The sequence below is a fragment of the Polynucleobacter sp. AP-RePozz3-80-G7 genome (assembly GCF_018882145.1).
GTDB lineage: Bacteria > Pseudomonadota > Gammaproteobacteria > Burkholderiales > Burkholderiaceae > Polynucleobacter.
In genome coordinates this window covers 44,681-68,391 of record NZ_JACVPC010000005.1, presented here as the reverse complement: position 1 = coordinate 68,391, position 23,711 = coordinate 44,681, and the positions used below count along the sequence as shown (strand labels likewise).

Here is a 23,711-nt window from a genome sequence, read left to right as displayed (position 1 = left end):
AAATAAAACGATCGTGCTTTTTTAGAGGGTTTATCCTCGATTTATATATTAGAGAGGTTTGAGGGATGAAAGTCTTAGTAGCTGTAAAACGCGTTGTTGATTACAACGTCAAAATTCGGGTGAAATCAGACAACTCTGGGGTTGATTTAGCAAACGTCAAAATGAGTATGAATCCCTTTGATGAAATCGCAGTAGAGGAGGCGGTACGCTTGAAAGAGGCGGGTGTGGCCAGTGAGGTGGTAGTGGTTAGTGCTGGTGCAACCCAGTGTCAAGAAACTCTCCGTACTGCATTAGCAATTGGCGCGGATCGCGCCATCCTGGTTGAGACAGATGCAGAGCTACAACCTTTAGCAGTAGCGAAGATTCTCAAGGCGCTCTCTGATAAAGAGCAAGCGCAAATCATCATTCTCGGTAAGCAAGCAATTGACGATGACAGCAATCAAACCGGTCAGATGCTGGCAAGCTTGTTGGATATTCCTCAAGCTACCTTTGCCTCCAAAGTAGTGGTTGCAGACGGCAAGGCCACTGTAACTCGCGAAGTTGATGGTGGTTTAGAAACTATTGCACTATCTTTGCCGGCAGTGATTACCACTGACTTGCGTTTGAATGAACCACGCTATGTCACTTTGCCGAACATCATGAAGGCCAAGAAGAAAACGATTGATATCGTGAAGCCTGAAGAATTGGGTGTCGATATTGCCCCACGCCTGAAAACACTTAAAGTAGAGGAGCCGCCAAAGCGTTCTGCTGGCGTAATGGTTGCTGATGTAGCAGCCCTTGTAGAAAAACTCAAAAATGAAGCGAAGGTGATCTAAATGGCCGCACTTGTTATTGCTGAACACGACAATCAATCATTAAAAGCGGCAACCTTAAATGCCGTCGCAGCTGCTTTGCAGTGCTCTCCTGAGGTGGACGTTCTCGTTGCTGGTAGCAGTGCTGATGCTGCCGCAGCTGCCGCAGCTCAAATTGCTGGTGTACGCAAAGTCATTCAAATTGATGCCGCTAATTTGGCTGATCAATTGGCTGAACCTTTGGCTGCGCAGATCCTCTCCATTGCAAATGGCTACAGTCATATCCTCGCTCCTGCAACTGCTAATGGTAAGAATGTATTGCCACGCGTTGCTGCTAAGTTAGATATGGCTCAATTGTCCGACATTACTAAAGTCATCTCTGCAGATACTTTTGAGCGTCCGATCTACGCAGGCAATGCAATTGCTACCGTGCAATCTGCTGATCCTGTAAAAGTCATTACTGTCCGTACAACGGGTTTTGATCCAGTAACTGCCACTGGCGGTTCTGCAGCAGTTGAGAAACAAGCTGCCGCTGAATCTGCTGGCAAATCTTCCTTTGTTGGCCGTGAGTTGACTAAATCGGATCGCCCAGAATTGACCGCCGCCAAGATTATTGTTTCTGGTGGTCGCGGTTTAGGTTCCGGTGAAAAGTATCAGGAGCTCATTGCACCTTTGGCTGACAAGCTCGGTGCTGCTTTGGGCGCATCCCGTGCAGCGGTGGATGCGGGTTACGTTCCCAATGATTACCAAGTGGGCCAGACCGGCAAGATTGTTGCTCCTCAGCTTTACATTGCTGTAGGTATCTCAGGGGCCATTCAGCATTTGGCTGGCATGAAAGATTCCAAAGTGATCGTCGCAATCAATAAAGATCCAGAGGCGCCAATATTTGGTGTTGCTGATTATGGCTTGGTTGCGGATTTGAATACTGCCGTGCCTGAATTAACAAAAGCACTTGGTTGAATCGTAGATTAGTTAAGTAACAAACTGAATAAAGAGGAGTTGTAATGTCATACGTAGCCCCAGTGAAAGACATGCTGTTTGTAATGAATGAATTAGCTGGGCTTTCGGATGTCGTTGCCTATCCTGCTTATGCTGATGCGGGTGCAGATGTAGATTTAGCCCCTGCGATCTTGGAAGAGTCGGCCAAATTTAATCAAGATGTAGTGGCGCCCCTTAACTGGGCTGGTGATCAAAACCCAAGTTCCTTAAGAGATGGTGTAGTGACAACCACCCCTGGTTTCAAACAGGCTTTTGAGCAATACGCCGCTGCTGGCTGGCAAGGCGTCATTCATCCGGCAGAGTTTGGCGGTCAAGGCTTGCCAAAATTGATCTCCACTGCTTGTTTGGAGATGGTGAATGCAGCCAATCTTTCTTTTGCACTCTGCCCATTACTTACCGATGGTGCTATTGAAGCTCTCTTAACTGCTGCTAGCCCAGAACTTCAGGAGCAATATGTTCCAAAGATGATTTCTGGTGAGTGGACTGGAACAATGAATTTGACTGAGCCGCAAGCTGGCTCTGATCTTGCGATGGTTCGCTCACGCGCTGTTCCAGAGGGCGATGGTACGTACAAGATTTTTGGTACCAAAATCTATATCACCTATGGTGAGCACGATATGGCTAAGAATATTATCCATTTGGTGTTAGCCAGAACACCTGATGCGCCAGAGGGCGTAAAGGGTATTTCATTATTTGTAGTGCCGAAGTTTATGGTGAATAAAGATGGTTCATTAGGTGAGCGTAATGATGTACATTGTGTTTCGATTGAGCATAAGTTAGGCATTAAAGCGAGCCCGACTGCCGTTCTGCAATTTGGTGATCATGGTGGCGCAATCGGCTACTTAGTTGGCGAGGAAAATCGCGGTCTTGAATATATGTTCGTGATGATGAATGCAGCTCGCTTTGCAGTAGGTATGCAAGGTGTAGCGGTGGCGGAGCGTGCCTATCAAAAGGCAGTTCAATATGCAAAAGATCGTGTACAGAGTCGTGACTTAGCTGGCTCACCAGGCCCAGTTGCAATTATTCATCAGCCGGATGTAAAGCGTATGCTCATGACTATGCGCGCCTACACAGAAGCCTCACGTGCATTAGCCTACTACGCTGCTTCTGCTTATGACGCTCAGCATGCTGCTCCAGATGAGGCAGTGCGTAAAGTCAATCAAGCTATCTATGAATTCCTAGTGCCAATTGTCAAAGGTTTCTCAACAGAAATGTCGATTGAAGTGGCTAGTCTAGGAGTTCAAGTGCATGGTGGCATGGGCTTTATCGAAGAAACTGGCGCAGCGCAGTATTACCGTGATGCCCGCATCTTGACGATTTATGAAGGCACTACTGCAATTCAGGCGAATGACTTGGTTGGTAGAAAAACAGTGCGTGATGGTGGGGCGATTGTCAAAGAGCTTTCACAAAGAATTGCCGCTACTGAAAAAGATTTAGCTGCCAGTGGAAGCCCTGATGCTAAAGCGGTGCTCAAGCAACTCACCTCAGCGCGCGCCGCCTTCGAGCAGGCCGTCGCATACATCGTTACGAATGCAAAGACAGATATCAAAGCTGTCTATGCTGGTAGCTGTGCTTACTTGCGCTTATCTGGCTTGGTATTGGGCGGCTGGCAAATGGCAAGGGCGCTCCTAGCTTCCGAGCGTCTGCGCGATGGCGATCCAAAATTCTATGATGCAAAGATTGCTACAGCCCGTTTTTTTGCTGAGAATCTCCTGCCTCAAGCGCAAGCTCTAGCAACGTCAATTGTTGAAAGCGGTCACTCTACTAATGCCCTAGAAGTAGAGCAGTTCTAAAGGGACGCAAAAGAGAATAAAAAAACCGCTCTTAAGAGCGGCTTTTGCAAAATGAAAGCTATCTGCAATTACTGGGATAGCTTTTTTGCTTCATAGATTTGAGAGATGAAGAATTGCTCAAATGAGACTGCTAAAAAGGTCATCATCACACCAGCTCCCAATACCAAAGAGAAAATCACGGTCAGTATCTCGAGCCAGCCAGAGCGGCTGCGTCGTTGTTCTTCAATGCCGGGATTAAATTGGGCATCCCACTTCTCATCCAAGCGAAGACCAAAGGTTATAGTGGTTAACCAGCTTGCTTCAATGGCCATAAAACCAAAAGTAACGAGCACCCATCCTGGCGCGGAATGAAAGTGGGTGTCCTTGAGAATGACCCAGCCTACTGCGCCACCTATCAAGGCAAATAGCTGAACCCATGCCCAAAAAGATTTAAGCCCTTGTAGATAAAAACAATTGAGGCCGCTGCCGGGAATGAGTAATCCGAGTGCGCAAAAAAGAAGTTTGGATTTTTTCATGAATCTTTCAATGATATTGCTAATGAATAATGTGAAGCTTATTTATTGTTGTTTGGTTTTTGAGTAAAGCTGAGTACTTCACGATCGGTGCCGATCATTAGTAATTGATCGCCATTGCGCACAATGCTGCGATAGTCATTTAATTCGTAGAGGAAATCATTTTCCAATTCCATGCGCTGTGGGCTGCAAGCCATCTTGGTGCTAGCGATTTGCTTGAGAGAAAAACCGCGGGCGTCTTCATCAAGGGTTGCAGTAAACCGATTGCATCCTGTCGAGCCGCTCAGCCGTTGTCCGCTAGCATCAAAAATGATTTGAATCGGGTTGCTGGCATCGCCTTGCGGAATTTGACGGGTACGCACCTCTCCATTGCTATTGGGGGGTAAGTTCCAGCGGGTCAGCTCCCATTTGGTATTTTTGAGTTCGCTGCTTGGCGGGCTTATTTTGGCTCCACATGGAGGGATGACGTTTGCGCAGCCGCTTAAAAGTCCAAGACTCAGGCAAGAAAGTGTCATAAAGAACCCTTTTGAAGGTCTTCTGAGGAAGTCTAAAAGTCTGGATTTAAGGACCATATTTACCTAAGTTATTGTTTTTAATGTATATTTTATCTAAGTACACACTCTATTCTACTGTCTTAGATGCTTAAATAGGTGGAAGAAGTAGGGGTTTTCGTCTAGAATATGAGGTTTTCCGCTCTACCTTATCTTTATTTGGTGAGCTGGAGCCCAAGGTTTTTTGTAGAAATTTCATTGGGTTGTAATCAACCTGTTTTCATTTTAGATTTTAAGGAATAAGTATGGTCGTCATTCGACTGGCACGCGGCGGTTCTAAGAAGCGCCCTTTTTACAGCATTGTTGCTACTGATAAACGCAACCGTCGTGACTCGAACTTTATCGAGCGTATCGGTTACTTCAACCCACAAGCAGCGGCAACTGAGCAAGCAATGCGTATTGCTCAAGACCGTTTGGCTTACTGGACTGGTGTTGGCGCGCAGATTTCCCCAACAGTAGTTCGTTTGATCAAAAACAATCCAGCTGTTTAATATTCGATTGCTAAAAGCTTCATCGATGTGATGAAGCTTTTAGTGACAGAATTTCTAGTAGTTTTTATTTTGGGAAAATAAGGTGTCATTGCAAATGAGTACGCCTTCCCTAGATGAATTGATTGAACTTGGCGCCATCTCTGAGGCGCAAGGTTTGCAGGGACAAGTGAAGGTTAGGCCTCACTCACCAGAACCTGTAGCACTTCTCTCTTCTAAGTCCGTTTGGCTATCTCTTATCCCTCGTCGGGATGCAGGCGTTTCTGTATATACAGAGCAAGCGTCTTTGACTCAATACAAAGTGAAAAGCGCCAAGATGCATAGTGGTAATGTGGTGCTTACTCTGGATGGGGTAACTGATCGTGATCAGGCGCTCGCGTTAAAAGGTTCTCGCATCCTAGTGGCGCGCGACGCTTTTCCAAAAGCGGAAAGTGATTCCTATTATTGGGTTGATCTGATTGGCTGCAATGCAGTAAATTTGCAAGGCGAAGTGCTTGGTGAAGTGATTGATGTTACCGAGAATGGCGCTCATGGTGTTATTACTATTGGTGATGCATCAACGAAGACGATCAAGTACTTAGTGCCCTTTGTAAAGGAAGTGGTGCAAAACGTAGACCTACCCAATAAAACGATTACGCTTGATTGGCAGTCTGACTGGCAATAAGAACGCAAAGATTAATTTCAAAAATAATTACCGATATGCGCTTTGATGTTGTTACCTTGTTCCCTGAAATGTTCTCTGCCTTAACGCAGTGGGGCATTACTGGTCGCGCATGTGAACAATCATTGGCCAGCGTTCATCTTTGGAATCCTCGTAACTTTTGCTCTGATCCTCGTAAAACCGTAGACGACCGTGCTTATGGCGGCGGACCTGGCATGGTGATGATGGCCAAGCCCTTAGAAGATACGGTCGCCGGAATTACGGCAGCCCATCAGGCGGCAAACATCAAATCAGGCCCAATTTGCTTATTGGCACCCCAGGGTGAGCGTTTTTCTCAGAAGATCGCGGCAGATATCCTGGGTTACGGCAATTTGAGCTTTATTTGTGGTCGATATGAGGCTATTGACCAACGTTTTGTTGACCGAAACGTTGATTTACAGCTTTCTATCGGTGATTTTGTGCTTTCTGGGGGCGAAATCCCCGCTATGGCCATGATGGATGCGGTCATTCGATTGATCCCAGGGGCGCTTGGGGATGGCGAATCTGCCACTCAGGATAGCTTTATGAACGGTCTTTTGGACTATCCGCACTACACCCGCCCTGAAATATATGAAAATTTATCCGTCCCGGACGTGCTTTTGGGCGGACATCACGCTAAAATAGCGGATTGGCGTCGGCAGAAGTCTTTAGAGCTGACGTTCAGGTTAAGGCCGGACTTAATTGAATCGGCCAGAGCCAAAGGGTTGCTAGCTCGAGAAGATGAACAATTTCTTCACTCTCTGTAAATACTTTCAGTAGTGTGCAGTGGTGAATAGGTGGTTTAGTTTTTTGGTTTAGTGAAATTGTTTTAACTGCATCCTCTGTTAGGTCCGTTGATTTAGATCTCGGGATTAAACGCTAATACGATGTTTAAGGATTGAAAATGAATTTAATTGAAAAAATTGAGCAAGAAGAAATTGCTCGCTTAAGTGCTAACAAGGTTTTGCCTAGCTTTGCTCCTGGCGATACAGTAGTTGTTGGTGTGAACGTTGTTGAAGGTGCGCGTAAGCGTACACAGGCGTTTGAAGGTGTTGTGATTGCAAAGCGCAATCGCGGACTCAATTCCAGCTTTATCGTTCGTAAGATTTCATCTGGCGAAGGTGTAGAGCGTACATTCCAAACTTACTCACCATTGATCGCTAGCATTGAAGTGAAGCGTCGCGGTGATGTACGTCGTGCTAAGTTGTACTACTTGCGCGATCGTTCAGGTAAGTCTGCACGTATTAAAGAGAAGCTTCCTGCACGTAAAGTAGCAGTAGCAACTCCAGCCGCATAATTAATGCTGGCTTGATTTAAAAAGGCGGCCTCGGTCGCCTTTTTTGTTGCCTTAGAATATGAATATGCCCAAGAACTCAACACCTGAAGATAATGCAATCAACGTTGCTGCACCTCCAGGATTTGATGCGCAAGCAATTCCGATTCATGCAGTGTGCTCGGCTGAAAAAAAGGTGGCACCAGAATTTTTGGAGCCAGCTGGTTTGAGAGCTAGACTGAGCTCACCCCCTCAATGGGAGCCAGAGATTACCGATGAAAACCGTCATGTGATTGCGGCAGACATTATTGCTAAGCGCCAAGCTGTCGGAAAAGTCACTAAAGCAGCAGTACTGATTCCACTTCTATTGAAGGAGGATGGCTTGTCAGTATTGCTGACGCAAAGAACCAATCATTTGCGCGATCATGCGGGCCAAATTAGTTTTCCAGGGGGTCGGATGGATCCAGAGGATCAAAGTCCTAATGACACTGCCTTGCGTGAGAGTCAGGAAGAAATCGGATTAGATCCTGAGCGAGTGGAGATCATTGGTCATTTGCCACAGTATTTAACAGTCTCTGGCTATAGCGTTACACCAGTAGTAGGATTGGTCCAAGCTCAGGCAGAATATGTCTTAGACGAGTTTGAGGTGGCCGATGTCTTTGAGGTGCCTCTGAGTTTTTTGTTGGATCCCGCTAATCATCAAGTCAGATTGTGGCAAAGTGAGCAGGGTGGACGACGTTTTTATTCAATGCCTTATGAGAACCGCTTTATTTGGGGTGCTACTGCGGGAATGTTGCGTAACCTTTATCATTTATTAAAAGTATGACTTTCTTTTCTATTCTCTTCGCCCTCATTGCTGAGCAATACCGCCCAGTCACTTCAAGCCATTGGATTGCGCGTGTATGCGCTCGCTGGTTAGACTGGGTCGCCGCTGAGTTCGGTGGCAAGACTGAAGACGGCGCAAGCCCTATCGGTGCTCGCATGGCTTGCTTAGTAGCCTTCATACTACCTACTTTCTTAGTCTTCATTGTGTATGTCACTTGCATGGTGACTTATCCAATCTTAGGTTTTCTTTGGAATATCGTCATCGCTTATTTGTTTTTTGGCTTCCGTCAGTTCAGCCATTCTTTTACTGCGGTACATGAAGCAATTGAAGCGCATGATTTACCTGCAGCTCGCGCTGCCTTAGGTGAATGGTATAGCTCAGAATTGGATACCTCCAATCTCTCAGAGACAGAAGTGATTTCTTTGGCGCTAGAGCGCGCCATTATTGGTTCACACCATCACGTGTTTGGCGTACTGTTCTGGTTCATGATGCCAATGGGTCCAGCAGGTGTTGTGCTTTACCGCTTGGCTGATATTGCCTCTCAACGTTGGTCAGAGCGTGGCGACCTTAATCTCAGCGAATCCGCTCGTCATTTCTTCTACGTTTTGGATTGGGTTCCTGCGCGCATTACCGCAATGGGCTTTGCCATTGTGGGTAACTTCGAGGGTGCTGTATATGGCTGGCGCTATCTCACCCAAAAATGGTCAGACTCTTTGTCTGCAGTAATTTTGGCAGCAGGTAGTGGTGCATTGGGCGTCCGCCTTGGTGAGCCAATGAGTGAGCCTGATAGTGATGAAGCCTTACGCATGGCCGAAGCAGGTGAACCAGTTATTTATGAAGTAGGTCTTGAGCCTACTGAACGAACCATGCGCTCTGCAGTCGGATTGGTGTGGCGTCTCGTTATCGCTTGGATGGCTTTGTTGCTAATGCTGACCATCGCTCTTTGGCTTGGCTAATTCCCTGAATTTGTACATCAGCTGTTTTTGAATCCGAGTGCAGCTGTCTAAATAGCGCCAGTCTTTCTGGCGCTATTTCATTTCTATCTACTGCTTCTCTTACTGCACAATCTGGCTCAGTCAAATGCGCGCAGTTATGAAAGCGGCACTTACCTAGCAAGTCTTTAAATTCCCTAAAGGCATGCTGCAATTCACTAACAGACATGTGCGCCAAACCAAACTCCTGAAAGCCTGGTGAATCAATGAGGGCGCCAAGCTTGCCTGTCGCATCTCTGCCCCAAGCCTCAGGCAATTCAAAATAACGGCATGCAGTAGTAGTGTGTTTGCCGGTATCTAAGCGAACTGAATATTCTTGGGTCAGTGCGGCAGCATTCGGTATCCAGGCATTTAATAGACTGGACTTGCCCATGCCTGATTGGCCTACAAAGACAGAGACCTTGCCCTGCAGGGCAGACTGTAATGAATCGATTGAGGCTGGATCAAATTTGGCAGAGACTTCGCTGACTTGATATCCCATGCGAGCATAGGGCGCGATAATTTTACGTGCGTGTTCTAAATTATCTGTAAGGTCACACTTGTTGAGCAAAATATGTAGACCAATTTGATTAGCTTCAGCAGCTACTACTGCTCTACCCAAAAGATCGGGTGAGAAGGCAGGCTGAGTGGCAAGTACGACCAAGATTTGATCCACATTTGAGGCAATTAGCTTGCTCTTAAACGCATCTGAGCGATAGAGAAGATTTTCTCGGGGTTCAATTTGAATAATGCGGGCTTGATCGGCCGAAGTCATCTCAAGCAACATACGGTCACCCACAGCGCCAATATGTTGCTTAGCTGGAGTGCTGACTTGTATTAATGGACCATCAGGTGATTCTTGATCAGCAGCATCTGCAATTAAACGCTGCGCTAAATAATGCCTTCCGTAGGAGGCAATCAATAGCGCATGAAATTGCTCCATCGTTATGAGCTAAACCGCTGTAAGTTAGCAATACGCAAGGGCGCAGGCGGATGTGAGCTATAAAAAGCGGTATAGATCGGATCGGGCGTGAGGGTCGAGGCATTATCTTGATATAGCTTCACTAGTGCCGCAATTAAATCTTTTGCGGAAGATTTCTCAGCGGCAAACCCATCTGCCTCGTACTCATGCTTACGAGAGGCTAGGCTAGAAAGTGGTGTGAAGAAAAAACTAAATACAGGTGAGACCAGCATAAAGAGTGCCAATGCGAGGCCACCGTTATAACCATTGAGGTTAGGCATTACGCCTAAGTCTGTGTAGAACCAGACCTTGGTGCTGATCCAACCCAATAGAGCAAACATCGCAAAACTGAGGGCGAATGAGACCAGGAGGCGTTTACGAATATGTTTACACTTGAAATGACCAAGTTCATGGGCGAGCACCGCCTCGACTTCGCCTGGATTAAGTTTCTCAATCAAGGTGTCAAAAAATACAATGCGCTTAGCTTTACCCATACCGGCAAAGAATGCATTGCCGTGAGCGCTACGTTTACTGCCATCCATCACAAACAGGCCTTGACTCGCAAAGTCACAGCGTTTTAGTAGCGCTTCAATCTGTGTTTTTAAAGGACCATCTTCTAAGGCTTGAAACTTATTGAAGAGTGGTGCGATAAAAGTTGGGAAGATCCACTGCATGAGCAAGCTAAATGCTGTCAACACTGCCCACGCCCAAAGCCACCATAACTCACCAGCCTTAGACATTAAAGTCAGAATGACCCACAGTAGTGGAATGCCAATCGCGCCGCCCACTGCCATTCCTTTAAACATATCCGTGAAGAATAGTTTTTTCCCCATACGGTTAAACCCAAAGCGTTCCTCTAAATGGAACTGCTTGTACCAGGAGAAGGGCATGTCAATCACGCCAGAAATGATCACGACTGAAACCAGCAGGGCAATTTGTTGAGTAATACCTTCACCCAAAAATTGCAGTAATGCTATGTTCAGAATTTGTAGGCCACCTAATATGGTGAAGCCAATTAAAATAATAGCGCTGACTCCATTCTCTAAAATGCCAAGACGTAATTTAGCGATAGTGTAGTCAGCTGCTTTTTGATGTTCGGCTAAAGTCACTTTTTCGGCAAAATCTGCGGGGACAGCATTACGATGCTGCGCCACATAGCGAATTTGACGTTGGGAGAGCCAATGGCGTAAGCCAAAGCTAGCAATAAAGGCAATTAGAAAAACAATTGTGAATGTCATGAGATCATTATAGATATGAGCGAGCAAACTAACACTACAGCCACACCAGCATCCAAGGCAGCGCCAGCGAATGAGCACCTGATTTGGGTAGATATGGAGATGTCAGGTCTAAACCCGGAAACCGAACGGATTCTGGAAATTGCCATCATTGTGACGGACGCCCACCTCAATACCATCGCCACAGCACCGGTCTGGGTAGTGCATCAGGAAGATGCTGTTTTAGATGCTATGGATGCCTGGAATAAAGGTACGCATGGGCGATCTGGTTTGATCGATAAAGTGAAGGCATCCACTTTAGATGAGGCAACGGCGGAGGCAGAATGCATTGCCTTCTTGAAAAAATATATTAAGGCTGGTATTGCTCCAATGTGCGGCAATACGATTGGTCAAGATAGACGCTTTATGGCGAAATATATGCCAAAGTTAGAGGCTTACTTTCACTATCGAAATATTGATGTATCTACTTTGAAAGAGCTCTGCAAGCGTTGGCATCCTGAGTTGGTGAAAGGCTTCACCAAGAATCAGGCCCATACTGCTTTGGCAGATATTGAAGAGTCCATCGAAGAGCTGAAGTACTACCGCGAGAAATTTATCGTACCCTTACCTCAGTAATCTTATGGGCGCATCAAAAGATAAAGGTCTGCATTGCGGACCTTTTGTGTATCTTCTCCAAGCAGTTGAGATCAAGTTTTCTTAAGAGCACTCTTCGGTCTAAAGACTTTAATGACGGTTTCATCAGTTTCGATATATGGGCCGCCAATTAAATCAATGCAGTAAGGCACTGCTGCAAAGATGCCGGGAACAATCGATTTACCGTTCTCGTCTTTCAGGCCTTCAAGCGTCTCTGCAATTGCCTTAGGTTGTCCGGGCAGGTTAATGACCAGGGCGGCATGACCCTCAATTTCTCTGAGGACAGCCGTCTGTCTAGATAGAATCGCAGTCGGCACAAAACTTAGGCTAATCTGACGCATTTGTTCGCCAAAACCAGGCATCTCACGAGTGCCGGCTTCACGGGTGGCCTCAGGGGTGACATCTCTTCTGGAGGGGCCAGTACCCCCTGTAGTTAGAACGAGGTCGCAACCTAGTTCATCCACAAGCTCAACGATCGACTCGGTAATGGCTTCGGACTCATCGGCAATGAGGCGTTCATGAAAAACACAGGGATTATTAATGGCCTTCAAAAGCCAGGTTTGTAGGGCAGGAATGCCTTCATCCTGATAGACGCCTTTGCTGGCGCGATCTGAGATGGAAATGAGGCCAATTTTGACCTCGTTAGGGCTGTTTCGTTTCAGGGCTTCTGTATGCTTCATGTTTCTATTCTAGCTATTATTAGGGTATGTTTACATACACATCCAACCAGTTTCAAGAAATCATCGATTTCATGCTTAAAGAGGCCAAAAGAAGGGGTGCCTCAGATGCCGTAGCGGAGGTTTCAGAGGGTCAAGGCCTCTCCGTTACCGTTCGTAAGGGTGAGGTTGAGACGATCGAGCAAAGTCTGGATAAGCAAGTGGGGGTCACCGTATTTTTGGGTCATCACCGCGGTAACGCCAGCACTAGCGATTTCTCTAAAGCATCATTAAAGGCAACAGTAGATGCTGCCTATCACATTGCACAACATACTGCAGAAGATTTGTGTGCTGGCCCGGCTGAGAAGGATCTCTTAGAAAAAAATCCGCTGGATTTAGATTTGTTTCATCCATGGAATATTGATGCAGCCGGTGCAATAGAAATCGCACGTAGTGCTGAGGGCGCTGCATTTTCAGTGAGCAAACAAATTCAGAATAGTGATGGCGCATCGGTATCCGCGCATCATGCGCATTTCATGATGGGAACATCGCATGGATTTATGGGTGGCTATCCTTTTTCTCGTCACTATATTTCTTGTGCGCCAATCGCTAGCGAAGGTGGCAAGAAGGCTCATATGCAACGTGACGATTGGTATTCCAGCTCTCGCATTCCCGAGGAATTGGCCGATCCTGCTGCAATCGGAACGTATGCAGCTCAGCGAGCCTTGTCACGTCTCAAGGCCAGATCTCTAACAACTCGACGTTGCCCGGTGATCTTTGAAGCGCCCCTCGCTGCGGGTTTATTGGGCGGCCTAGTGCAAGCTGTTTCAGGCGGCGCTCTTTATCGCCGCTCCAGCTTTCTACTCGATAGCTTGGGTAAGCAAGTATTGCCCAAACATATCAGCTTGTTTGAAGATCCGCATCTAAAGTCAATGACTGGTAGTGCACCATTTGATGAGGAGGGTGTGAAAACTTCTGCCAGAACAGTGGTGAACAAAGGAATACTCGAAGGTTATTTTTTATCGACTTATTCTGCTCGCAAGTTAGGCATGAAAACCACCGGTAATGCTGGTGGGTCACATCACCTGACTTTACAAAGTAAGAAAACGCCTAAGGGCGGCTTACCTGCACTATTAAAAGAAATGGGCACCGGTTTATTGGTGACAGAATTAATGGGGCAGGGGGTCAATTACGTGACAGGTGATTATTCACGAGGCGCATTTGGTTACTGGGTTGAGAATGGAGTCATTCAATACCCTGTTGAAGAGGTTACCATCGCTGGTAATCTACGCGATATGCTGATGGATATCCAGCTAATTGGCAGTGATACTCTTATTCGTGGCACTAAAGAAACGGGATCGATTTTGCTGGGCTCAATGACCGTTGGTGGAAAATAAAGCAAGACAATCAATACAGACTCAAAAAATAGTCTTGATATAAAAAATTTATTATTTTTTAAAGGGGTGACGGAAATGCAAAGACGTTCATTTTTAAAGAAAGCCACTATTGGTGCCGGAGCTGCAGCCTTAGCTGCACCGTCGATTGCACAAAGTTTACCAACTCTAAATTGGCGTCTGGTTTCAAGCTTCCCTAAATCATTAGATACTTTATTTGGTACTCCTGAGGTATTCGCTAACGCTTTGCGTAAGGCTACTGACGGAAAATTTAACGTCAAGGTATTTGCAGCTGGTGAAGTAGTTCCAGCGCTTCAGGTATTGGATGCTGTACAAAATGGCACTGTAGAGTGCGGGCACACTGCGAGCTATTACTACCTTGGTAAAAATAGTGCTTTTATCTTCGATACTGCTGCACCATTTGGTTTAACTGCTCGCCAACAATCTGCTTGGATGCTGCATGGTAATGGTATGAAATTAATGCGCGAACTCTATGCCAGTTACAACATTGTGAATTTCTTGGGCGGCCAAACTGGCACGCAAATGGGTGGATGGTTTCGAAAAGAAATTAAATCACCAGAAGACCTCAAGGGCCTGAAATTCCGTATCGCCGGATTTGCAGGGCAGGTGCTTGCAAAGCTTGGTGTAGTGCCACAACAGCTTCCGGCCGGTGAGATTTATTCGGCTCTGGAAAAAGGCACAATTGATGCTGCTGAATTTGTTGGACCCTATGACGATGAAAAGTTAGGTCTAGCAAAGGTAGCCAAGAATTACTACTACCCCGCCTTCTGGGAGGGTGCCGCTGGACTTTCTTTCTTGGTCAATAAAAAGCAGTGGGATTCTTTACCGCCTGCCTATCAGGCAGCATGGGAGGCGGCTTGTTTCGAAGCGCATACTGATATGTGCGCAAAGTACGATGCGTTGAATCCACCTGCATTGCAACGTCTTTTGCAAAATGGTGCTGTACTCCGCAAGTTTAATACTTCTATCCTGGATGCGTGTTTTAAAGCAAGCCAAGAAACCTATGCCGAGGAGTCTGCGAAGAATCCGCAATTCAAAAAGATTTTTGAGGACTACCGCGCATTTAGAAACATGGAAGCGCAGTGGTTTAATGTGGCTGAGCAAGCGTTTGCTCAATATAGTTTTAGCAAGAAACTCTGAAACTTAAACTATCTGGTAAAGGCTACACTCAAAGGATGCTCCTTTCACTGCAACCCATATGAATCTCTCTGAAATCTGGGTCCGCATTAAGCAACATCCTTTATCTCGGGTAGGTCCGGGATTGGTTACGGGTGTGGCGGATGATGATCCTAGTGGGATCGTCACTTATTCTCAAGCGGGTGCGCAATTTGGCCTAAATATGCTTTGGACAATGCCCTTTGCATATCCTTTGATGTCGACCATTCAAGTCTTATGCGCTCGTATCGGCAGGGTGACTGGCCGTGGTTTATCTGCCAATATGAAATTGGCTTTTCCGCCGGCTGTATTGGTAACTCTAGTTTTTTTGCTGTTGATTGCAAATGTGTTGAATATCGCTGCAGATATTGCTGCAATGGGTGAGGTTGCACAATTGGTTACGGGCATTAATTGGCATATCATGACCGGCATCTTTGTATTGTTGACCCTAGCATTGCAAATACTGATTCCTTATCGCCACTATGTTTTCTTTTTGAAGTGGTTATCCCTGTCCCTGCTAGCGTATGGTGCCGTGCTTTTTACGGTTCATATTTCTTGGGGTGATGTGATCTGGAGTACCTTCTTTCCTCAGTTGACCTGGAGTGCGGATTCGGCTGCAGTAGTGGTCGGGATCTTTGGCACTACCATTAGTCCTTATTTATTTTTTTGGCAATCCTCTCAGGAAGTGGAGGATATGAACTTGCGTGGTCAGCCCAGTCTGCTTGAACAGAAAAATCCTGAGGTGGTGACAGCGGAGCTCAGAAGAATTCGTTGGGATACTTGGAGCGGCATGTTGTACTCCAATGTGGCTGCGTACTGCATTATTCTCGCTACGGCAGTGACCCTCTATGCTGCCGGTGTACGTGACATCAATACCGCGGCCGAGGCTGCATCGGCATTAAGACCACTTGCCGGCGAGTTTACCTTTCTGCTTTTTGCGCTGGGGATCTTGGGCGTCGGGCTGATGGGTGTACCGGTTCTTGCTGGCTCGGCTGCCTATGCTTTGTCAGAAGTGTTTGGCTGGCGCTCTAGCCTGGAAGATAGCGCTGCTCAAGCAAGCAAGTTTTACGCCATCATTGCCTTGAGCCTGTTGGTTGCCCTAGCGATTCAATACTCACCCATTAGTCCGATGAAAGCCTTGTTTTGGAGTGCGGTAATCAATGGGATTGTCGCTGTACCACTCATGGTGGCTATTATGTTTTTGTCATCAAAACAGTCGGTGATGGGGGTTCATGTCGCCTCTTTGAGTATGAGGATTCTCGGATGGCTAGCTACAGGCTTTATGGCCGTAGCTGCCGTCTACTTATTCATAGCTTGGTAAGATCGCTGGATGCTTGATTTACTCTTGACATCTTTGACGCAATCTTTTCACGCACATTCTTTGATATTTTTTGTGTGCGCGGTAATTAGCGTCATCATTGTCGGTATATCTAAAAGCGGGTTCGGAGCTGGGCTTGGCATTCTCTCTTTGCCCTTAATGGCCAGTCAATCTAGTATTAACGAAGCTCTTGCAATCTTGTTGCCGCTATTGATGCGATTGATTTGGTTGGCTTAGGTCGATTTATTCGTAATGCCAATTGGCGTATTCTCAAGATCATTATTCCACCAGCGATAGCGGGCCTTTTATTGGGAATGTTTTTCTTCACCACTATCACGCCTAAGGTATTAACTCCATCAATTGGTATTTTTACATTGCTCTTTCTGATTCAAAATCTCGCCATGTCGAAAATGGATCTGAAAGAGACAAAGTCTTACCCTTGGCTTGGGCGTCTGATGGGTCTAACGTCTGGCTTCACTTCTTTTGTTGCGCATATTGGCGGCCCACCGATTACGGTGTATATGCTCAGAGAGAAACTCATGCCGATGGTTTACACCTCGACACTGGGGGTCTTTTTTACAATTATTAACTTCGGAAGCTAGGCCCTTATGCCTATTTGGACCTACTAAATTACCGGCAGCTGGCAACCTCAATCATCTTATTGCCTTGCGTACCGGTAGGGGTCTACTTCGGCTTTTATCTAGCCAAAAGAATCTCAATGAAATGGTATTACCGATCAGTGAGATTCTTTTTGCTGATTGCCAGTATCAAGTTAATTTCGGGCGGGCTTATTTAGCCGCTAATACTTCTTGTAAGAAGCGCGAGATATCCATGAGCTCTTCATGATTAACGGAGTGTTCCATGGGGTATTCATTCCAATCTACTTGATAACCCATTTTCTCTAGTAAGGCATGCGATGCTTGGGCGCGATCAAGAGTCACCACTGGATCATAAGTGCCATGTGCCATAAAGACCAGTGTCTTAGCATTGGCTGCATGCTTCTCAATATTGGCAGTCATCGCTAAGGGTAGGTAGCCTGATAGGGCAATAATGCCGGCAAGTCTGTGTGGAAAACGTAAGCCAATATGCAAGGCCATTGCACACCCTTGCGAAAAACCAGCCAAAACAATCTTGTCATAGGCAATCCCGCGCTCAACCTCTTTTTCTATTAGCCGAACAATCGCCGCTGCCGATTTTTGAATGCCTGCGGCATCTTCCTGATCCGTCAGATTCCTGCCAATGATGTCATACCAGGCTGGCATGACGTAGCCACCATTAACGGTGATGGGCATGCTTGGGGCGCTAGGAAATACAAAGCGAATGCCAGGGCATGCAGCTAGCTTTAATTCGGGAATGATGGGTACAAAATCATTGCCGTCTGCTCCAAGGCCGTGTAACCAGATAACGGCGGCTGTAGGATTCGGGCTGGTTTCCAATTCAATACAAGGGAGCATATTTATTTTCTCTAAAGTATGTTTAGTTGATGATTATCGACGGATACAGGTTTCTGCATTCTAAGTTGATACCCTGAGGGGTCTAAAGATGGGTAGAATCTCCCTGTTCCCCCATTTATTAGGTCATCCATGAACTCTAAAAAGCTAACCAACTTTATTCTAGGGGCGATGGTCTTAGGTGTCTTGGTTGGCTATCTTGTCAACTTGTACGGCGCAGGAACTTCTTTCCCCGATCAGTACGTCCTTTACATCTCAATCTTGACAGATGTCTTTTTGCGTTTGATTAAGATGATCATTGCTCCCTTGGTATTTGCCACCTTGGTTGTTGGTATAGCCAAAATGGGTGATGCCTCAACTATCGGTAGAGTGGGTCTGAAAACCTTCTCTTGGTTTATTTCCATGTCGCTAGTTTCTTTACTGCTTGGCTTGGTCATGGTCAATATTCTGAAGCCAGGTATTGGTGTGGACTTAACCCTGCCAGAGATCGCAGCGAATACGGGGCTAAATAAAGCTAGCTTAAATTTCCCAGATTTTGTGAGACATATTTTCCCGGTCAGCATCTTTGATGCGATGGCTAAAAACGAGATCTTACAGATCGTAGTTTTTGCTGTTTTCTTTGGGGTTGGCGCAGCAGGCATGGGTTCCCGAGCGGATGAGTTCATTCGTAATCTGGATATGCTCTCTCACATCATGTTAAAGATTACGACCGCAGTTATGAAAATGGCCCCTATCGCAGTCTTCTCGGCGGTTTCCTCTGTCATTGCTGAGAATGGTGTCAGCATATTAATGACCTATGGAAAATTCATGCTGAGTTTTTATGCTGCTATTTTCACCTTATGGATCGTCATCATTCTGATTAGCTCCTTGGTATTAAAAAATCGTACTTGGACTTTAGTGAAGATGTTGCGAGAACCCGCCTTACTTGCATTTACCACTGCGAGTTCAGAGGCGGCCTATCCAATGACTTTAGAAAGAGTGGAGCGCTTTGGCTGTAAAAACAAAATTGCTTCCTTCGTTTTGCCGGTGGGGTATTCATTTAACTTAGATGGCTCAATGATGTATTGCACATTTGCTGCGATCTTTATTGCGCAGGTCTACGGCATTGAGATGGAGCTCAGCCAGCAGCTATTGATGTTACTAGTGTTAATGATTACTTCAAAGGGGATAGCAGGTGTGCCGCGAGCCTCCTTGGTGGTCATTGCCGCAACCCTGTCCCAATTTAATTTGCCTGAAGCAGGTGTCCTATTGATCCTTGGGGTAGATCACTTCTTGGATATGGCGCGTTCAGCAACCAATGTATTGGGGAATGGCCTGGCAACGGCCGTTATCTCCAAGTGGGAGGGTGAACTCGAGGGCTAGCATTCCTTAAATGTTTCCCCTTTTGTTAATACCCAGGTGTAATATCGTCTTATTGGCCTGATCTAGATAGAGGGGTTGGTAATGAAACCGTTTTATATCGACTATCCCCAAGAAAAGATTGAAGAACATCAGCATGCCTATCGGTGCCTTCATTGCAAAATTCCAACTACCATCATTTTTGGCTTACTAGAGAATCACGCTGAACATTGCGACTACCGAATTCATCAAAGTAAATGGACTCAGCTGGCAGTTAAGCTCAGGCCTCACAAGACGCATTTTGACGAACCCCATGTTGACGAGGTAGATTGATGAAAACATATCCAATTGCTCTGGAATTAACAATTTGGGAAGATCTGGGGCTTAATCAATAGGAGGTAACGATTGACGAGGTCTCCAAGATTTCTATTAAGCGTACGGATGATGTACTGCGAACCCGAGAGTTGACCGGTAATGAAGTGAGCACATTAATTGCTACCATCGAGTCCTTACGCGTTCCTGTAAGTGACGAGCTAAAGGGAGGTGAGAGCAATAAGGTATCGACTAGTTATGAGCTCATCGTCGAGTCTGCCCATTTCTCCTTGGAGTTCAACTGGGAGGATATTGATACCAGCGGTGTTAATTCAAAAGCTTTTGAATCTGTTTCTGCAATGACGGCGGTAGTAGTAAGCCTGGATTTATCTCGCTGAAATCCGATCTCAAGCCTCCATCACAATAAATTCACCTAGCGAGATTCTTTCTCTAAATTGCGAGAAGGAAAAAAGGGCTTTTATTTTCCGCGTATTAATCACCTCAATCTTCCCATCGGGGGTGAGGTTGGCAAGGTAATCTCCCTCAGGAAACAGTGCCTCAGGAATGCTTTCGGTCTCGAGTATTTGGGCCGGTAATACCAGGCTTTTTGTAATTTTTATACGCATAACGTATCTTAGGTTTTAATAATTAGAACGATATTTAGGTTTGCACAAGTTCAAAAACTCATGCACCAAAGAGGGGTTTTTATTGAAATCTCTTCGACAGCCTTTTAAGAAAAGGTTCTTGAGTCGCTAATAAGTCTATTAGACTCTTTAATGCACTTAAATAGGGCAAGGTAAATACTTAACTAGAGCCTTTCAAGCGCGTGCTCTTGCGGGTTTTTTCATAAAAAGAATTGGGCTTGCCTTTTACCCATTGAATAAATTTCTTCATCTCCGGATGTTCTCTTAGGATCTGGGCATGATGATATTGCTGGGCTAACTCAGATTCGGTAAACAAGGCATGTATTTGCTTATGGCAAATACGGTGAAGGTATTCAGTGGTTTTTCCACCCTTAGATTTGGGGATGAGATGGTGTGCATCTTTCTGTGAATCTGGGATGGGCCGATCACAGATAGGGCAAATGATTACCGCCGGCTTTTGTATTGCTGGGACCTCTTGAGAAATCAGTTTTTGACGAATTTTTCCAATCATAGTCTCAAGCTAGTTTATTGAATAAGTCTTAAACTTGCAGGGTGCCAAAACTAGCCCCCAAGACTCTCGCAGAACCCGATTTATCTCGCCTCATTGAAATGGCTTGGGAGGATCGCACGCCATTTGATGCGATTGAGAAGACCTTTGGTCTAGGTGAGCCTCAGGTGATTGCCATTATGCGCAAAGAGCTAAAACGCAGCTCCTTTGAACTTTGGCGCAAGCGGGTAACTGGACGAGCAACAAAACATAGCGCTTTACGTAGTGAAGATGTGACTCGAGCCTATTGCCCCACTCAATACAAAAATAAATGAAGCAGCAAATCAAGCAGAAAATCAAGCAGCAAACCACGGAGTCTGAGCGCTTAGTTCTGATTTTAGGGGATCAACTTGATTTGCAGAGCGCCGCATTACGAGGCTTTGATCCTCAAGCCGATGAAATCATCATGATTGAATCGGCTAATGAGGCTCAGTATGTTTGGTCGCATAAAGCCAAAATTGCTTTATTTCTTTCGGCAATGCGCCACTTTGCAGTAGAGCTTAAAAAGCTGGAATATCCACTGACCTACGTTCAAGGTTCGCATCTGCCTATTGTCGAGGTTCTCAAAGAGCATATTCTGCAAAAGAAGGTAAAGCATTTAGTTTGTATTGAGCCTGGTGAATGGCGTCTCAAGCAGGCGATTGAGGCATTAGCAAAAGAGCTCAATATTGAGCTAGAGATGCTTGAGGATGAGCATTTCTATTGCTCGCGCCAAGAGTTTGTGGAGTGGACTGCAGGCAAAAAAGAACTCAGGCTGGAGTACTTTTACCGCCTAATGCGTAAGAAGCACCATGTGTTGATAGATGCTGATGGTAACCCCGAGGGTGGTCAGTGGAACTTCGATCAAGATAATCGCAAGCCCTATCCGAAAAAGGGGCCTGGCATCATCGATGCTCCTGCGGCGTTTGAAGTGGATGCGATTACCAAAGAAGTATTGGCATTCGTTGCAAAGACTTACCCAGATCATCCTGGATCTTTGGGTTCATTTAACTGGCCCGTTACGAGAAACCAGGCTCTCCAAGCCCTTGAGTATTTTGTCGAATACCGCCTCAGAAACTTTGGCATTTATCAAGATGCTATGTGGACGGATACCCCATTTGGATGGCATTCAATTTTGTCGAGCGCATTAAACCTAAAGCTGCTGAATCCTCGCGAGGTGATTGATGCGGTCATCATTGCTTGGAAAAAATATGCTTTAGATCTATCGACAATCGAAGGATTCATTCGACAAATATTGGGTTGGCGTGAATTTGTTCGGGGTATGTATTACCTTGATATGCCTAAGATGGCGCAAGATAACTACTATCAGCATCAGCGCTCATTACCCAAATGGTATTGGACTGGGCAAACCCAGATGGCTTGCTTGAAAGATGCTATTGGTCAAACATTGCAATATGGTTATGCTCACCATATTCAGCGTTTAATGGTGACAGGAAACTTTGCACTTCTAGCTGAAATCCTGCCTCAAGAAGTGTGTGATTGGTATTTGGCGATTTACGTAGATGCGATTGAGTGGGTGGAGCTGCCTAATACGGCTGGAATGGCCTTATTTGCGAATGGCGGGCGGTTTACTAGCAAGCCCTATATAGCGAGCGGGGCGTACATCAAGCGTATGAGTAATTATTGCGCCTCATGTAAATACAAGCCTGAGATACGTTATGGGGAAGAGGCATGCCCCGTCACAACTTTGTATTGGAACTTTTTGATCAAGCATCGCGCTCAATTTGAAGCGAGTCCGCGCACCAAGTTAATGACGACCAACCTCAAAAGAATTAGTGATGAAGATCAAAAAGAAATTGTGCTGCATGCCAAAAAGATTCTGAATCAGCTCGACATCCTTTAAGAGTGCTCATGAAGACAACACATAAGGGAAATAAAAGTTTTCTTCCAAGTAAGATTTGCGTTGTCTGCAAAAAGGAAATGACTTGGAGAAAATCCTGGGCTAAAAATTGGGAATTGGTCAAATATTGCTCTGAAGCTTGTCGAAAGAAAAAACTTCCATAAGCCTTGGTTATAAATACTTACGAAAGTATTTAATTTAGAAGCGTCAACCCACCTCAAAGCTGATCCGTTATGTAAGAAAGGGCTTAATGCCTTTATGAATGGGGTTCTATATGAAAAAAATACTAATATGCCTGCTTACTGGAGTCATGCTTGCAGGGATGGCTAGCTCAGCCAGTGCTCATGGTGGTAGGGGTTGGTACGGTGGATATGGTGGTTGGCGTGGTGGCTGGGCGCCCTTTGCTGTTGGTGCTGTGGCTGGAGCGGCTGTTGCCAATGCGTACTACAGGCCTGCGCGCATTTATTACACTCCACAATATGTTTATCCACCGCAACCACAAGCTGCCGCCTATTGCCCTGAAAATGGACTGTACTATCCACAGACACAGGCCTGCCCAAGCGGTTGGCAACGGGTGAGCTATTAGTTGCTGGGAGTAAAGTGCTTGCATGACACCCACTTTGTATTCTTATCGAAGATGTCCATATGCCATGCGAGCCCGCATGGCATTGAAGTATGCGGGTATTCAGGTTGAGCACCGAGAAATTGAGTTGCGCAATAAACCGCAATCGATGTTACAGCTCTCTCCCAAAGGAACGGTCCCTGTTTTGCGGATTGATGATCTCGTATTAGATCAAAGCCTAGATATCTTGCATTGGGCGTTGCAACAGTCTGACCCGCATGGGTGGGGGGAGGTTGATGAGTCTATCGCGAATTCTTGGATTGAAAAAAATGATGGCCCATTTAAGACTCTATTAGATCAATATAAATATCCCAATCGATTCCCAGAGCTAGATCCAGAGGCAATTCTAGATAAAGCATTGCAAGTCATGTTGCTCCCTATGGAGCATGCGCTGCAAAACTTCCAATACCTAATGGGAGATAGATTAACTTGGGTGGACGTGGCTATCTTCCCATTCATTAGACAGTTTTCAATGGTGGATCCCAAAAGGTTTGAGCAAACCTCTATACCCGCAGTCAAAAAATGGCTCACTCAGCAGCTTGAATCTGAATTATTCGATTCAGTCATGCAAAAATATCCCACCTGGAATGATTGAGCACTCCCCGTCATACTGAGGGCGAAGTTTTAAGCTCAGAAAATAGGCTTTTATTAGATCAATTGCTGATTGATTTAAAGTACCCACTTGGAGCATAAAAGCATAA

Annotated in this window: 30 protein-coding genes; 22 read left to right on the top strand and 8 right to left on the bottom strand. The window is 45.8% G+C overall.

All coding sequences use genetic code 11. The annotated features are described in order from the left end of the window. Nucleotides 1–65 precede the first annotated feature (65 nt). Genes ICE90_RS09855 through ICE90_RS09845 form a run of 3 tightly spaced genes read left to right on the top strand, consistent with a single transcriptional unit; the run spans nt 66 to nt 3,583 of the window. Complete coding sequence (locus tag ICE90_RS09855; protein ID WP_216156194.1) at nt 66–815, top strand: electron transfer flavoprotein subunit beta/FixA family protein; 750 nt, start codon at nt 66–68, stop codon at nt 813–815. Then, nucleotides 816–1,751, top strand: a complete 936-nt coding sequence (locus ICE90_RS09850; RefSeq protein ID WP_215320545.1) for an electron transfer flavoprotein subunit alpha/FixB family protein — start codon at nt 816–818, stop codon at nt 1,749–1,751. Nucleotides 1,752–1,795: 44 nt separating this feature from the next. Continuing rightward, nucleotides 1,796–3,583, top strand: coding sequence for an acyl-CoA dehydrogenase (locus ICE90_RS09845; RefSeq protein WP_216192288.1), 1,788 nt, complete (start codon nt 1,796–1,798; stop codon nt 3,581–3,583). A gap of 68 nt (nt 3,584–3,651) precedes the next feature. On the opposite strand, the gene ICE90_RS09840 is transcribed toward ICE90_RS09845, so the two are convergent. Continuing rightward, on the bottom strand, nt 3,652–4,098 hold the full coding sequence (locus ICE90_RS09840) for a hypothetical protein (RefSeq protein ID WP_216192287.1): 447 nt from the start codon (nt 4,096–4,098) through the stop codon (nt 3,652–3,654). A gap of 38 nt (nt 4,099–4,136) precedes the next feature. Further along, the gene (locus ICE90_RS09835; RefSeq protein ID WP_215320539.1) at nt 4,137–4,610 is read right to left on the bottom strand and encodes an META domain-containing protein; all 474 of its coding nucleotides are present in this window, start codon (nt 4,608–4,610) and stop codon (nt 4,137–4,139) included. 281 nt (nt 4,611–4,891) lie between these two features. Between ICE90_RS09835 and rpsP the strand changes: the two genes are divergently transcribed. The 6 genes from rpsP to ICE90_RS09805 all read left to right on the top strand — a co-directional run bounded on the left by rpsP (nt 4,892) and on the right by ICE90_RS09805 (nt 8,868). Further along, nucleotides 4,892–5,137, top strand: a complete 246-nt coding sequence (gene rpsP, locus ICE90_RS09830; RefSeq protein ID WP_216192286.1) for a 30S ribosomal protein S16 — start codon at nt 4,892–4,894, stop codon at nt 5,135–5,137. 94 nt (nt 5,138–5,231) lie between these two features. Further along, nucleotides 5,232–5,798: a ribosome maturation factor RimM gene (gene rimM, locus ICE90_RS09825; protein ID WP_215320537.1), complete on the top strand. Its 567-nt coding sequence runs from the start codon at nt 5,232–5,234 to the stop codon at nt 5,796–5,798. A gap of 35 nt (nt 5,799–5,833) precedes the next feature. Next, nucleotides 5,834–6,580, top strand: coding sequence for a tRNA (guanosine(37)-N1)-methyltransferase TrmD (trmD, locus tag ICE90_RS09820; protein WP_216192285.1), 747 nt, complete (start codon nt 5,834–5,836; stop codon nt 6,578–6,580). A gap of 137 nt (nt 6,581–6,717) precedes the next feature. Continuing rightward, on the top strand, nt 6,718–7,110 hold the full coding sequence (gene rplS, locus ICE90_RS09815) for a 50S ribosomal protein L19 (protein ID WP_072583649.1): 393 nt from the start codon (nt 6,718–6,720) through the stop codon (nt 7,108–7,110). Between the two features lie 64 nt (nt 7,111–7,174). Further along, nucleotides 7,175–7,912, top strand: coding sequence for a CoA pyrophosphatase (locus ICE90_RS09810; RefSeq protein WP_216192283.1), 738 nt, complete (start codon nt 7,175–7,177; stop codon nt 7,910–7,912). Continuing rightward, complete coding sequence (locus tag ICE90_RS09805; protein WP_216192281.1) at nt 7,909–8,868, top strand: CobD/CbiB family protein; 960 nt, start codon at nt 7,909–7,911, stop codon at nt 8,866–8,868. Before ICE90_RS09810 ends, ICE90_RS09805 begins: the two co-directional genes overlap by 4 nt. Here ICE90_RS09805 and rsgA read toward each other — a convergent pair. Together rsgA and ICE90_RS09795 are read right to left on the bottom strand one after the other, a co-directional pair. Beyond that, a complete protein-coding gene (gene rsgA / locus ICE90_RS09800; protein ID WP_216192279.1) occupies nt 8,813–9,826 on the bottom strand; it encodes a ribosome small subunit-dependent GTPase A in 1,014 nt (337 codons plus the stop codon). The two genes, ICE90_RS09805 and rsgA, sit on opposite strands and share 56 nt — an antisense overlap. A gap of 2 nt (nt 9,827–9,828) precedes the next feature. Then, a complete protein-coding gene (locus ICE90_RS09795) occupies nt 9,829–11,082 on the bottom strand; it encodes a M48 family metallopeptidase (protein ID WP_216192278.1) in 1,254 nt (417 codons plus the stop codon). Between the two features lie 15 nt (nt 11,083–11,097). Between ICE90_RS09795 and orn the strand changes: the two genes are divergently transcribed. Beyond that, nucleotides 11,098–11,694, top strand: coding sequence for an oligoribonuclease (orn, locus tag ICE90_RS09790; RefSeq protein ID WP_215320526.1), 597 nt, complete (start codon nt 11,098–11,100; stop codon nt 11,692–11,694). A 71-nt stretch (nt 11,695–11,765) separates the two neighbouring features. On the opposite strand, the gene mog is transcribed toward orn, so the two are convergent. Next, entirely contained in the window at nt 11,766–12,392 is a 627-nt protein-coding gene (mog, locus tag ICE90_RS09785) for a molybdopterin adenylyltransferase (RefSeq protein ID WP_216192276.1), read from the bottom strand. 26 nt (nt 12,393–12,418) lie between these two features. Here mog and pmbA point away from each other — a divergent pair, with 26 nt between their 5' ends. The 4 genes from pmbA to ICE90_RS09765 all read left to right on the top strand — a co-directional run bounded on the left by pmbA (nt 12,419) and on the right by ICE90_RS09765 (nt 16,858). Further along, nucleotides 12,419–13,765, top strand: coding sequence for a metalloprotease PmbA (gene pmbA / locus ICE90_RS09780; protein ID WP_216156173.1), 1,347 nt, complete (start codon nt 12,419–12,421; stop codon nt 13,763–13,765). A 75-nt stretch (nt 13,766–13,840) separates the two neighbouring features. Beyond that, entirely contained in the window at nt 13,841–14,923 is a 1,083-nt protein-coding gene (locus tag ICE90_RS09775; RefSeq protein ID WP_215320521.1) for a TRAP transporter substrate-binding protein, read from the top strand. A gap of 58 nt (nt 14,924–14,981) precedes the next feature. After that, nucleotides 14,982–16,259 (top strand): NRAMP family divalent metal transporter, encoded by a 1,278-nt coding sequence (locus ICE90_RS09770; protein WP_215320519.1) that lies wholly within the window; start codon nt 14,982–14,984, stop codon nt 16,257–16,259. A 221-nt stretch (nt 16,260–16,480) separates the two neighbouring features. Beyond that, complete coding sequence (locus tag ICE90_RS09765) at nt 16,481–16,858, top strand: sulfite exporter TauE/SafE family protein (protein WP_216192274.1); 378 nt, start codon at nt 16,481–16,483, stop codon at nt 16,856–16,858. A gap of 186 nt (nt 16,859–17,044) precedes the next feature. Here ICE90_RS09765 and ICE90_RS09760 read toward each other — a convergent pair whose 3' ends face one another. Next, nucleotides 17,045–17,710: an alpha/beta hydrolase gene (locus tag ICE90_RS09760; protein WP_216192272.1), complete on the bottom strand. Its 666-nt coding sequence runs from the start codon at nt 17,708–17,710 to the stop codon at nt 17,045–17,047. Nucleotides 17,711–17,839: 129 nt separating this feature from the next. Here ICE90_RS09760 and ICE90_RS09755 point away from each other — a divergent pair, with 129 nt between their 5' ends. The 3 genes from ICE90_RS09755 to ICE90_RS09745 all read left to right on the top strand — a co-directional run bounded on the left by ICE90_RS09755 (nt 17,840) and on the right by ICE90_RS09745 (nt 19,755). Continuing rightward, complete coding sequence (locus tag ICE90_RS09755; protein WP_215320513.1) at nt 17,840–19,069, top strand: dicarboxylate/amino acid:cation symporter; 1,230 nt, start codon at nt 17,840–17,842, stop codon at nt 19,067–19,069. Nucleotides 19,070–19,150: 81 nt separating this feature from the next. Further along, nucleotides 19,151–19,378: a hypothetical protein gene (locus ICE90_RS09750; RefSeq protein WP_215320511.1), complete on the top strand. Its 228-nt coding sequence runs from the start codon at nt 19,151–19,153 to the stop codon at nt 19,376–19,378. A 146-nt stretch (nt 19,379–19,524) separates the two neighbouring features. Continuing rightward, nucleotides 19,525–19,755 (top strand): hypothetical protein, encoded by a 231-nt coding sequence (locus ICE90_RS09745; protein ID WP_216192271.1) that lies wholly within the window; start codon nt 19,525–19,527, stop codon nt 19,753–19,755. A gap of 9 nt (nt 19,756–19,764) precedes the next feature. Here the strand turns inward: ICE90_RS09745 and ICE90_RS09740 are convergent, their stop codons facing one another. Both ICE90_RS09740 and ICE90_RS09735 read right to left on the bottom strand, forming a co-directional pair. Then, nucleotides 19,765–19,983 (bottom strand): hypothetical protein, encoded by a 219-nt coding sequence (locus ICE90_RS09740; RefSeq protein WP_072583635.1) that lies wholly within the window; start codon nt 19,981–19,983, stop codon nt 19,765–19,767. Between the two features lie 178 nt (nt 19,984–20,161). Beyond that, nucleotides 20,162–20,512 (bottom strand): HNH endonuclease, encoded by a 351-nt coding sequence (locus ICE90_RS09735; protein ID WP_215320508.1) that lies wholly within the window; start codon nt 20,510–20,512, stop codon nt 20,162–20,164. A gap of 41 nt (nt 20,513–20,553) precedes the next feature. On the opposite strand from ICE90_RS09735, the gene ICE90_RS09730 reads away from it, so the two are divergent. From ICE90_RS09730 to ICE90_RS09710, 5 genes are all read left to right on the top strand, one after another. Beyond that, nucleotides 20,554–20,823 (top strand): TIGR03643 family protein, encoded by a 270-nt coding sequence (locus tag ICE90_RS09730; protein ID WP_215320506.1) that lies wholly within the window; start codon nt 20,554–20,556, stop codon nt 20,821–20,823. Next, nucleotides 20,820–22,391 (top strand): cryptochrome/photolyase family protein, encoded by a 1,572-nt coding sequence (locus ICE90_RS09725; RefSeq protein ID WP_216192269.1) that lies wholly within the window; start codon nt 20,820–20,822, stop codon nt 22,389–22,391. Before ICE90_RS09730 ends, ICE90_RS09725 begins: the two co-directional genes overlap by 4 nt. A gap of 8 nt (nt 22,392–22,399) precedes the next feature. Beyond that, nucleotides 22,400–22,552, top strand: a complete 153-nt coding sequence (locus ICE90_RS09720) for a DUF2256 domain-containing protein (protein WP_215320500.1) — start codon at nt 22,400–22,402, stop codon at nt 22,550–22,552. A gap of 110 nt (nt 22,553–22,662) precedes the next feature. Further along, on the top strand, nt 22,663–22,974 hold the full coding sequence (locus ICE90_RS09715; protein WP_216156151.1) for a hypothetical protein: 312 nt from the start codon (nt 22,663–22,665) through the stop codon (nt 22,972–22,974). A gap of 22 nt (nt 22,975–22,996) precedes the next feature. Continuing rightward, on the top strand, nt 22,997–23,605 hold the full coding sequence (locus ICE90_RS09710) for a glutathione S-transferase (RefSeq protein ID WP_216156148.1): 609 nt from the start codon (nt 22,997–22,999) through the stop codon (nt 23,603–23,605). Nucleotides 23,606–23,711 lie beyond the last annotated feature (106 nt).

Excerpts from the sequence above, each read along its gene's own strand:
- rplS (WP_072583649.1), top strand. The coding sequence starts at position 6,718 with ATGAATTTAATTGAAAAAATTGAGCAAGAAGAAATTGCTCGCTTAAGT.
- ICE90_RS09840 (WP_216192287.1), bottom strand. The coding sequence starts at position 4,098 with ATGAAAAAATCCAAACTTCTTTTTTGCGCACTCGGATTACTCATTCCC.
- ICE90_RS09720 (WP_215320500.1), top strand. The coding sequence starts at position 22,400 with ATGAAGACAACACATAAGGGAAATAAAAGTTTTCTTCCAAGTAAGATT.
- ICE90_RS09710 (WP_216156148.1), top strand. The coding sequence starts at position 22,997 with ATGACACCCACTTTGTATTCTTATCGAAGATGTCCATATGCCATGCGA.
- ICE90_RS09755 (WP_215320513.1), top strand. The coding sequence starts at position 17,840 with ATGAACTCTAAAAAGCTAACCAACTTTATTCTAGGGGCGATGGTCTTA.
- rsgA (WP_216192279.1), bottom strand. The coding sequence starts at position 9,826 with ATGGAGCAATTTCATGCGCTATTGATTGCCTCCTACGGAAGGCATTAT.
- mog (WP_216192276.1), bottom strand. The coding sequence starts at position 12,392 with ATGAAGCATACAGAAGCCCTGAAACGAAACAGCCCTAACGAGGTCAAA.
- ICE90_RS09750 (WP_215320511.1), top strand. The coding sequence starts at position 19,151 with ATGAAACCGTTTTATATCGACTATCCCCAAGAAAAGATTGAAGAACAT.
- ICE90_RS09740 (WP_072583635.1), bottom strand. The coding sequence starts at position 19,983 with ATGCGTATAAAAATTACAAAAAGCCTGGTATTACCGGCCCAAATACTC.
- rimM (WP_215320537.1), top strand. The coding sequence starts at position 5,232 with ATGAGTACGCCTTCCCTAGATGAATTGATTGAACTTGGCGCCATCTCT.
- ICE90_RS09855 (WP_216156194.1), top strand. The coding sequence starts at position 66 with ATGAAAGTCTTAGTAGCTGTAAAACGCGTTGTTGATTACAACGTCAAA.
- ICE90_RS09715 (WP_216156151.1), top strand. The coding sequence starts at position 22,663 with ATGAAAAAAATACTAATATGCCTGCTTACTGGAGTCATGCTTGCAGGG.
- ICE90_RS09810 (WP_216192283.1), top strand. The coding sequence starts at position 7,175 with ATGCCCAAGAACTCAACACCTGAAGATAATGCAATCAACGTTGCTGCA.
- pmbA (WP_216156173.1), top strand. The coding sequence starts at position 12,419 with ATGTTTACATACACATCCAACCAGTTTCAAGAAATCATCGATTTCATG.
- ICE90_RS09760 (WP_216192272.1), bottom strand. The coding sequence starts at position 17,710 with ATGCTCCCTTGTATTGAATTGGAAACCAGCCCGAATCCTACAGCCGCC.
- ICE90_RS09725 (WP_216192269.1), top strand. The coding sequence starts at position 20,820 with ATGAAGCAGCAAATCAAGCAGAAAATCAAGCAGCAAACCACGGAGTCT.
- trmD (WP_216192285.1), top strand. The coding sequence starts at position 5,834 with ATGCGCTTTGATGTTGTTACCTTGTTCCCTGAAATGTTCTCTGCCTTA.
- ICE90_RS09835 (WP_215320539.1), bottom strand. The coding sequence starts at position 4,610 with ATGACACTTTCTTGCCTGAGTCTTGGACTTTTAAGCGGCTGCGCAAAC.
- ICE90_RS09795 (WP_216192278.1), bottom strand. The coding sequence starts at position 11,082 with ATGACATTCACAATTGTTTTTCTAATTGCCTTTATTGCTAGCTTTGGC.
- ICE90_RS09775 (WP_215320521.1), top strand. The coding sequence starts at position 13,841 with ATGCAAAGACGTTCATTTTTAAAGAAAGCCACTATTGGTGCCGGAGCT.
- orn (WP_215320526.1), top strand. The coding sequence starts at position 11,098 with ATGAGCGAGCAAACTAACACTACAGCCACACCAGCATCCAAGGCAGCG.
- rpsP (WP_216192286.1), top strand. The coding sequence starts at position 4,892 with ATGGTCGTCATTCGACTGGCACGCGGCGGTTCTAAGAAGCGCCCTTTT.
- ICE90_RS09845 (WP_216192288.1), top strand. The coding sequence starts at position 1,796 with ATGTCATACGTAGCCCCAGTGAAAGACATGCTGTTTGTAATGAATGAA.
- ICE90_RS09805 (WP_216192281.1), top strand. The coding sequence starts at position 7,909 with ATGACTTTCTTTTCTATTCTCTTCGCCCTCATTGCTGAGCAATACCGC.
- ICE90_RS09735 (WP_215320508.1), bottom strand. The coding sequence starts at position 20,512 with ATGATTGGAAAAATTCGTCAAAAACTGATTTCTCAAGAGGTCCCAGCA.
- ICE90_RS09770 (WP_215320519.1), top strand. The coding sequence starts at position 14,982 with ATGAATCTCTCTGAAATCTGGGTCCGCATTAAGCAACATCCTTTATCT.
- ICE90_RS09850 (WP_215320545.1), top strand. The coding sequence starts at position 816 with ATGGCCGCACTTGTTATTGCTGAACACGACAATCAATCATTAAAAGCG.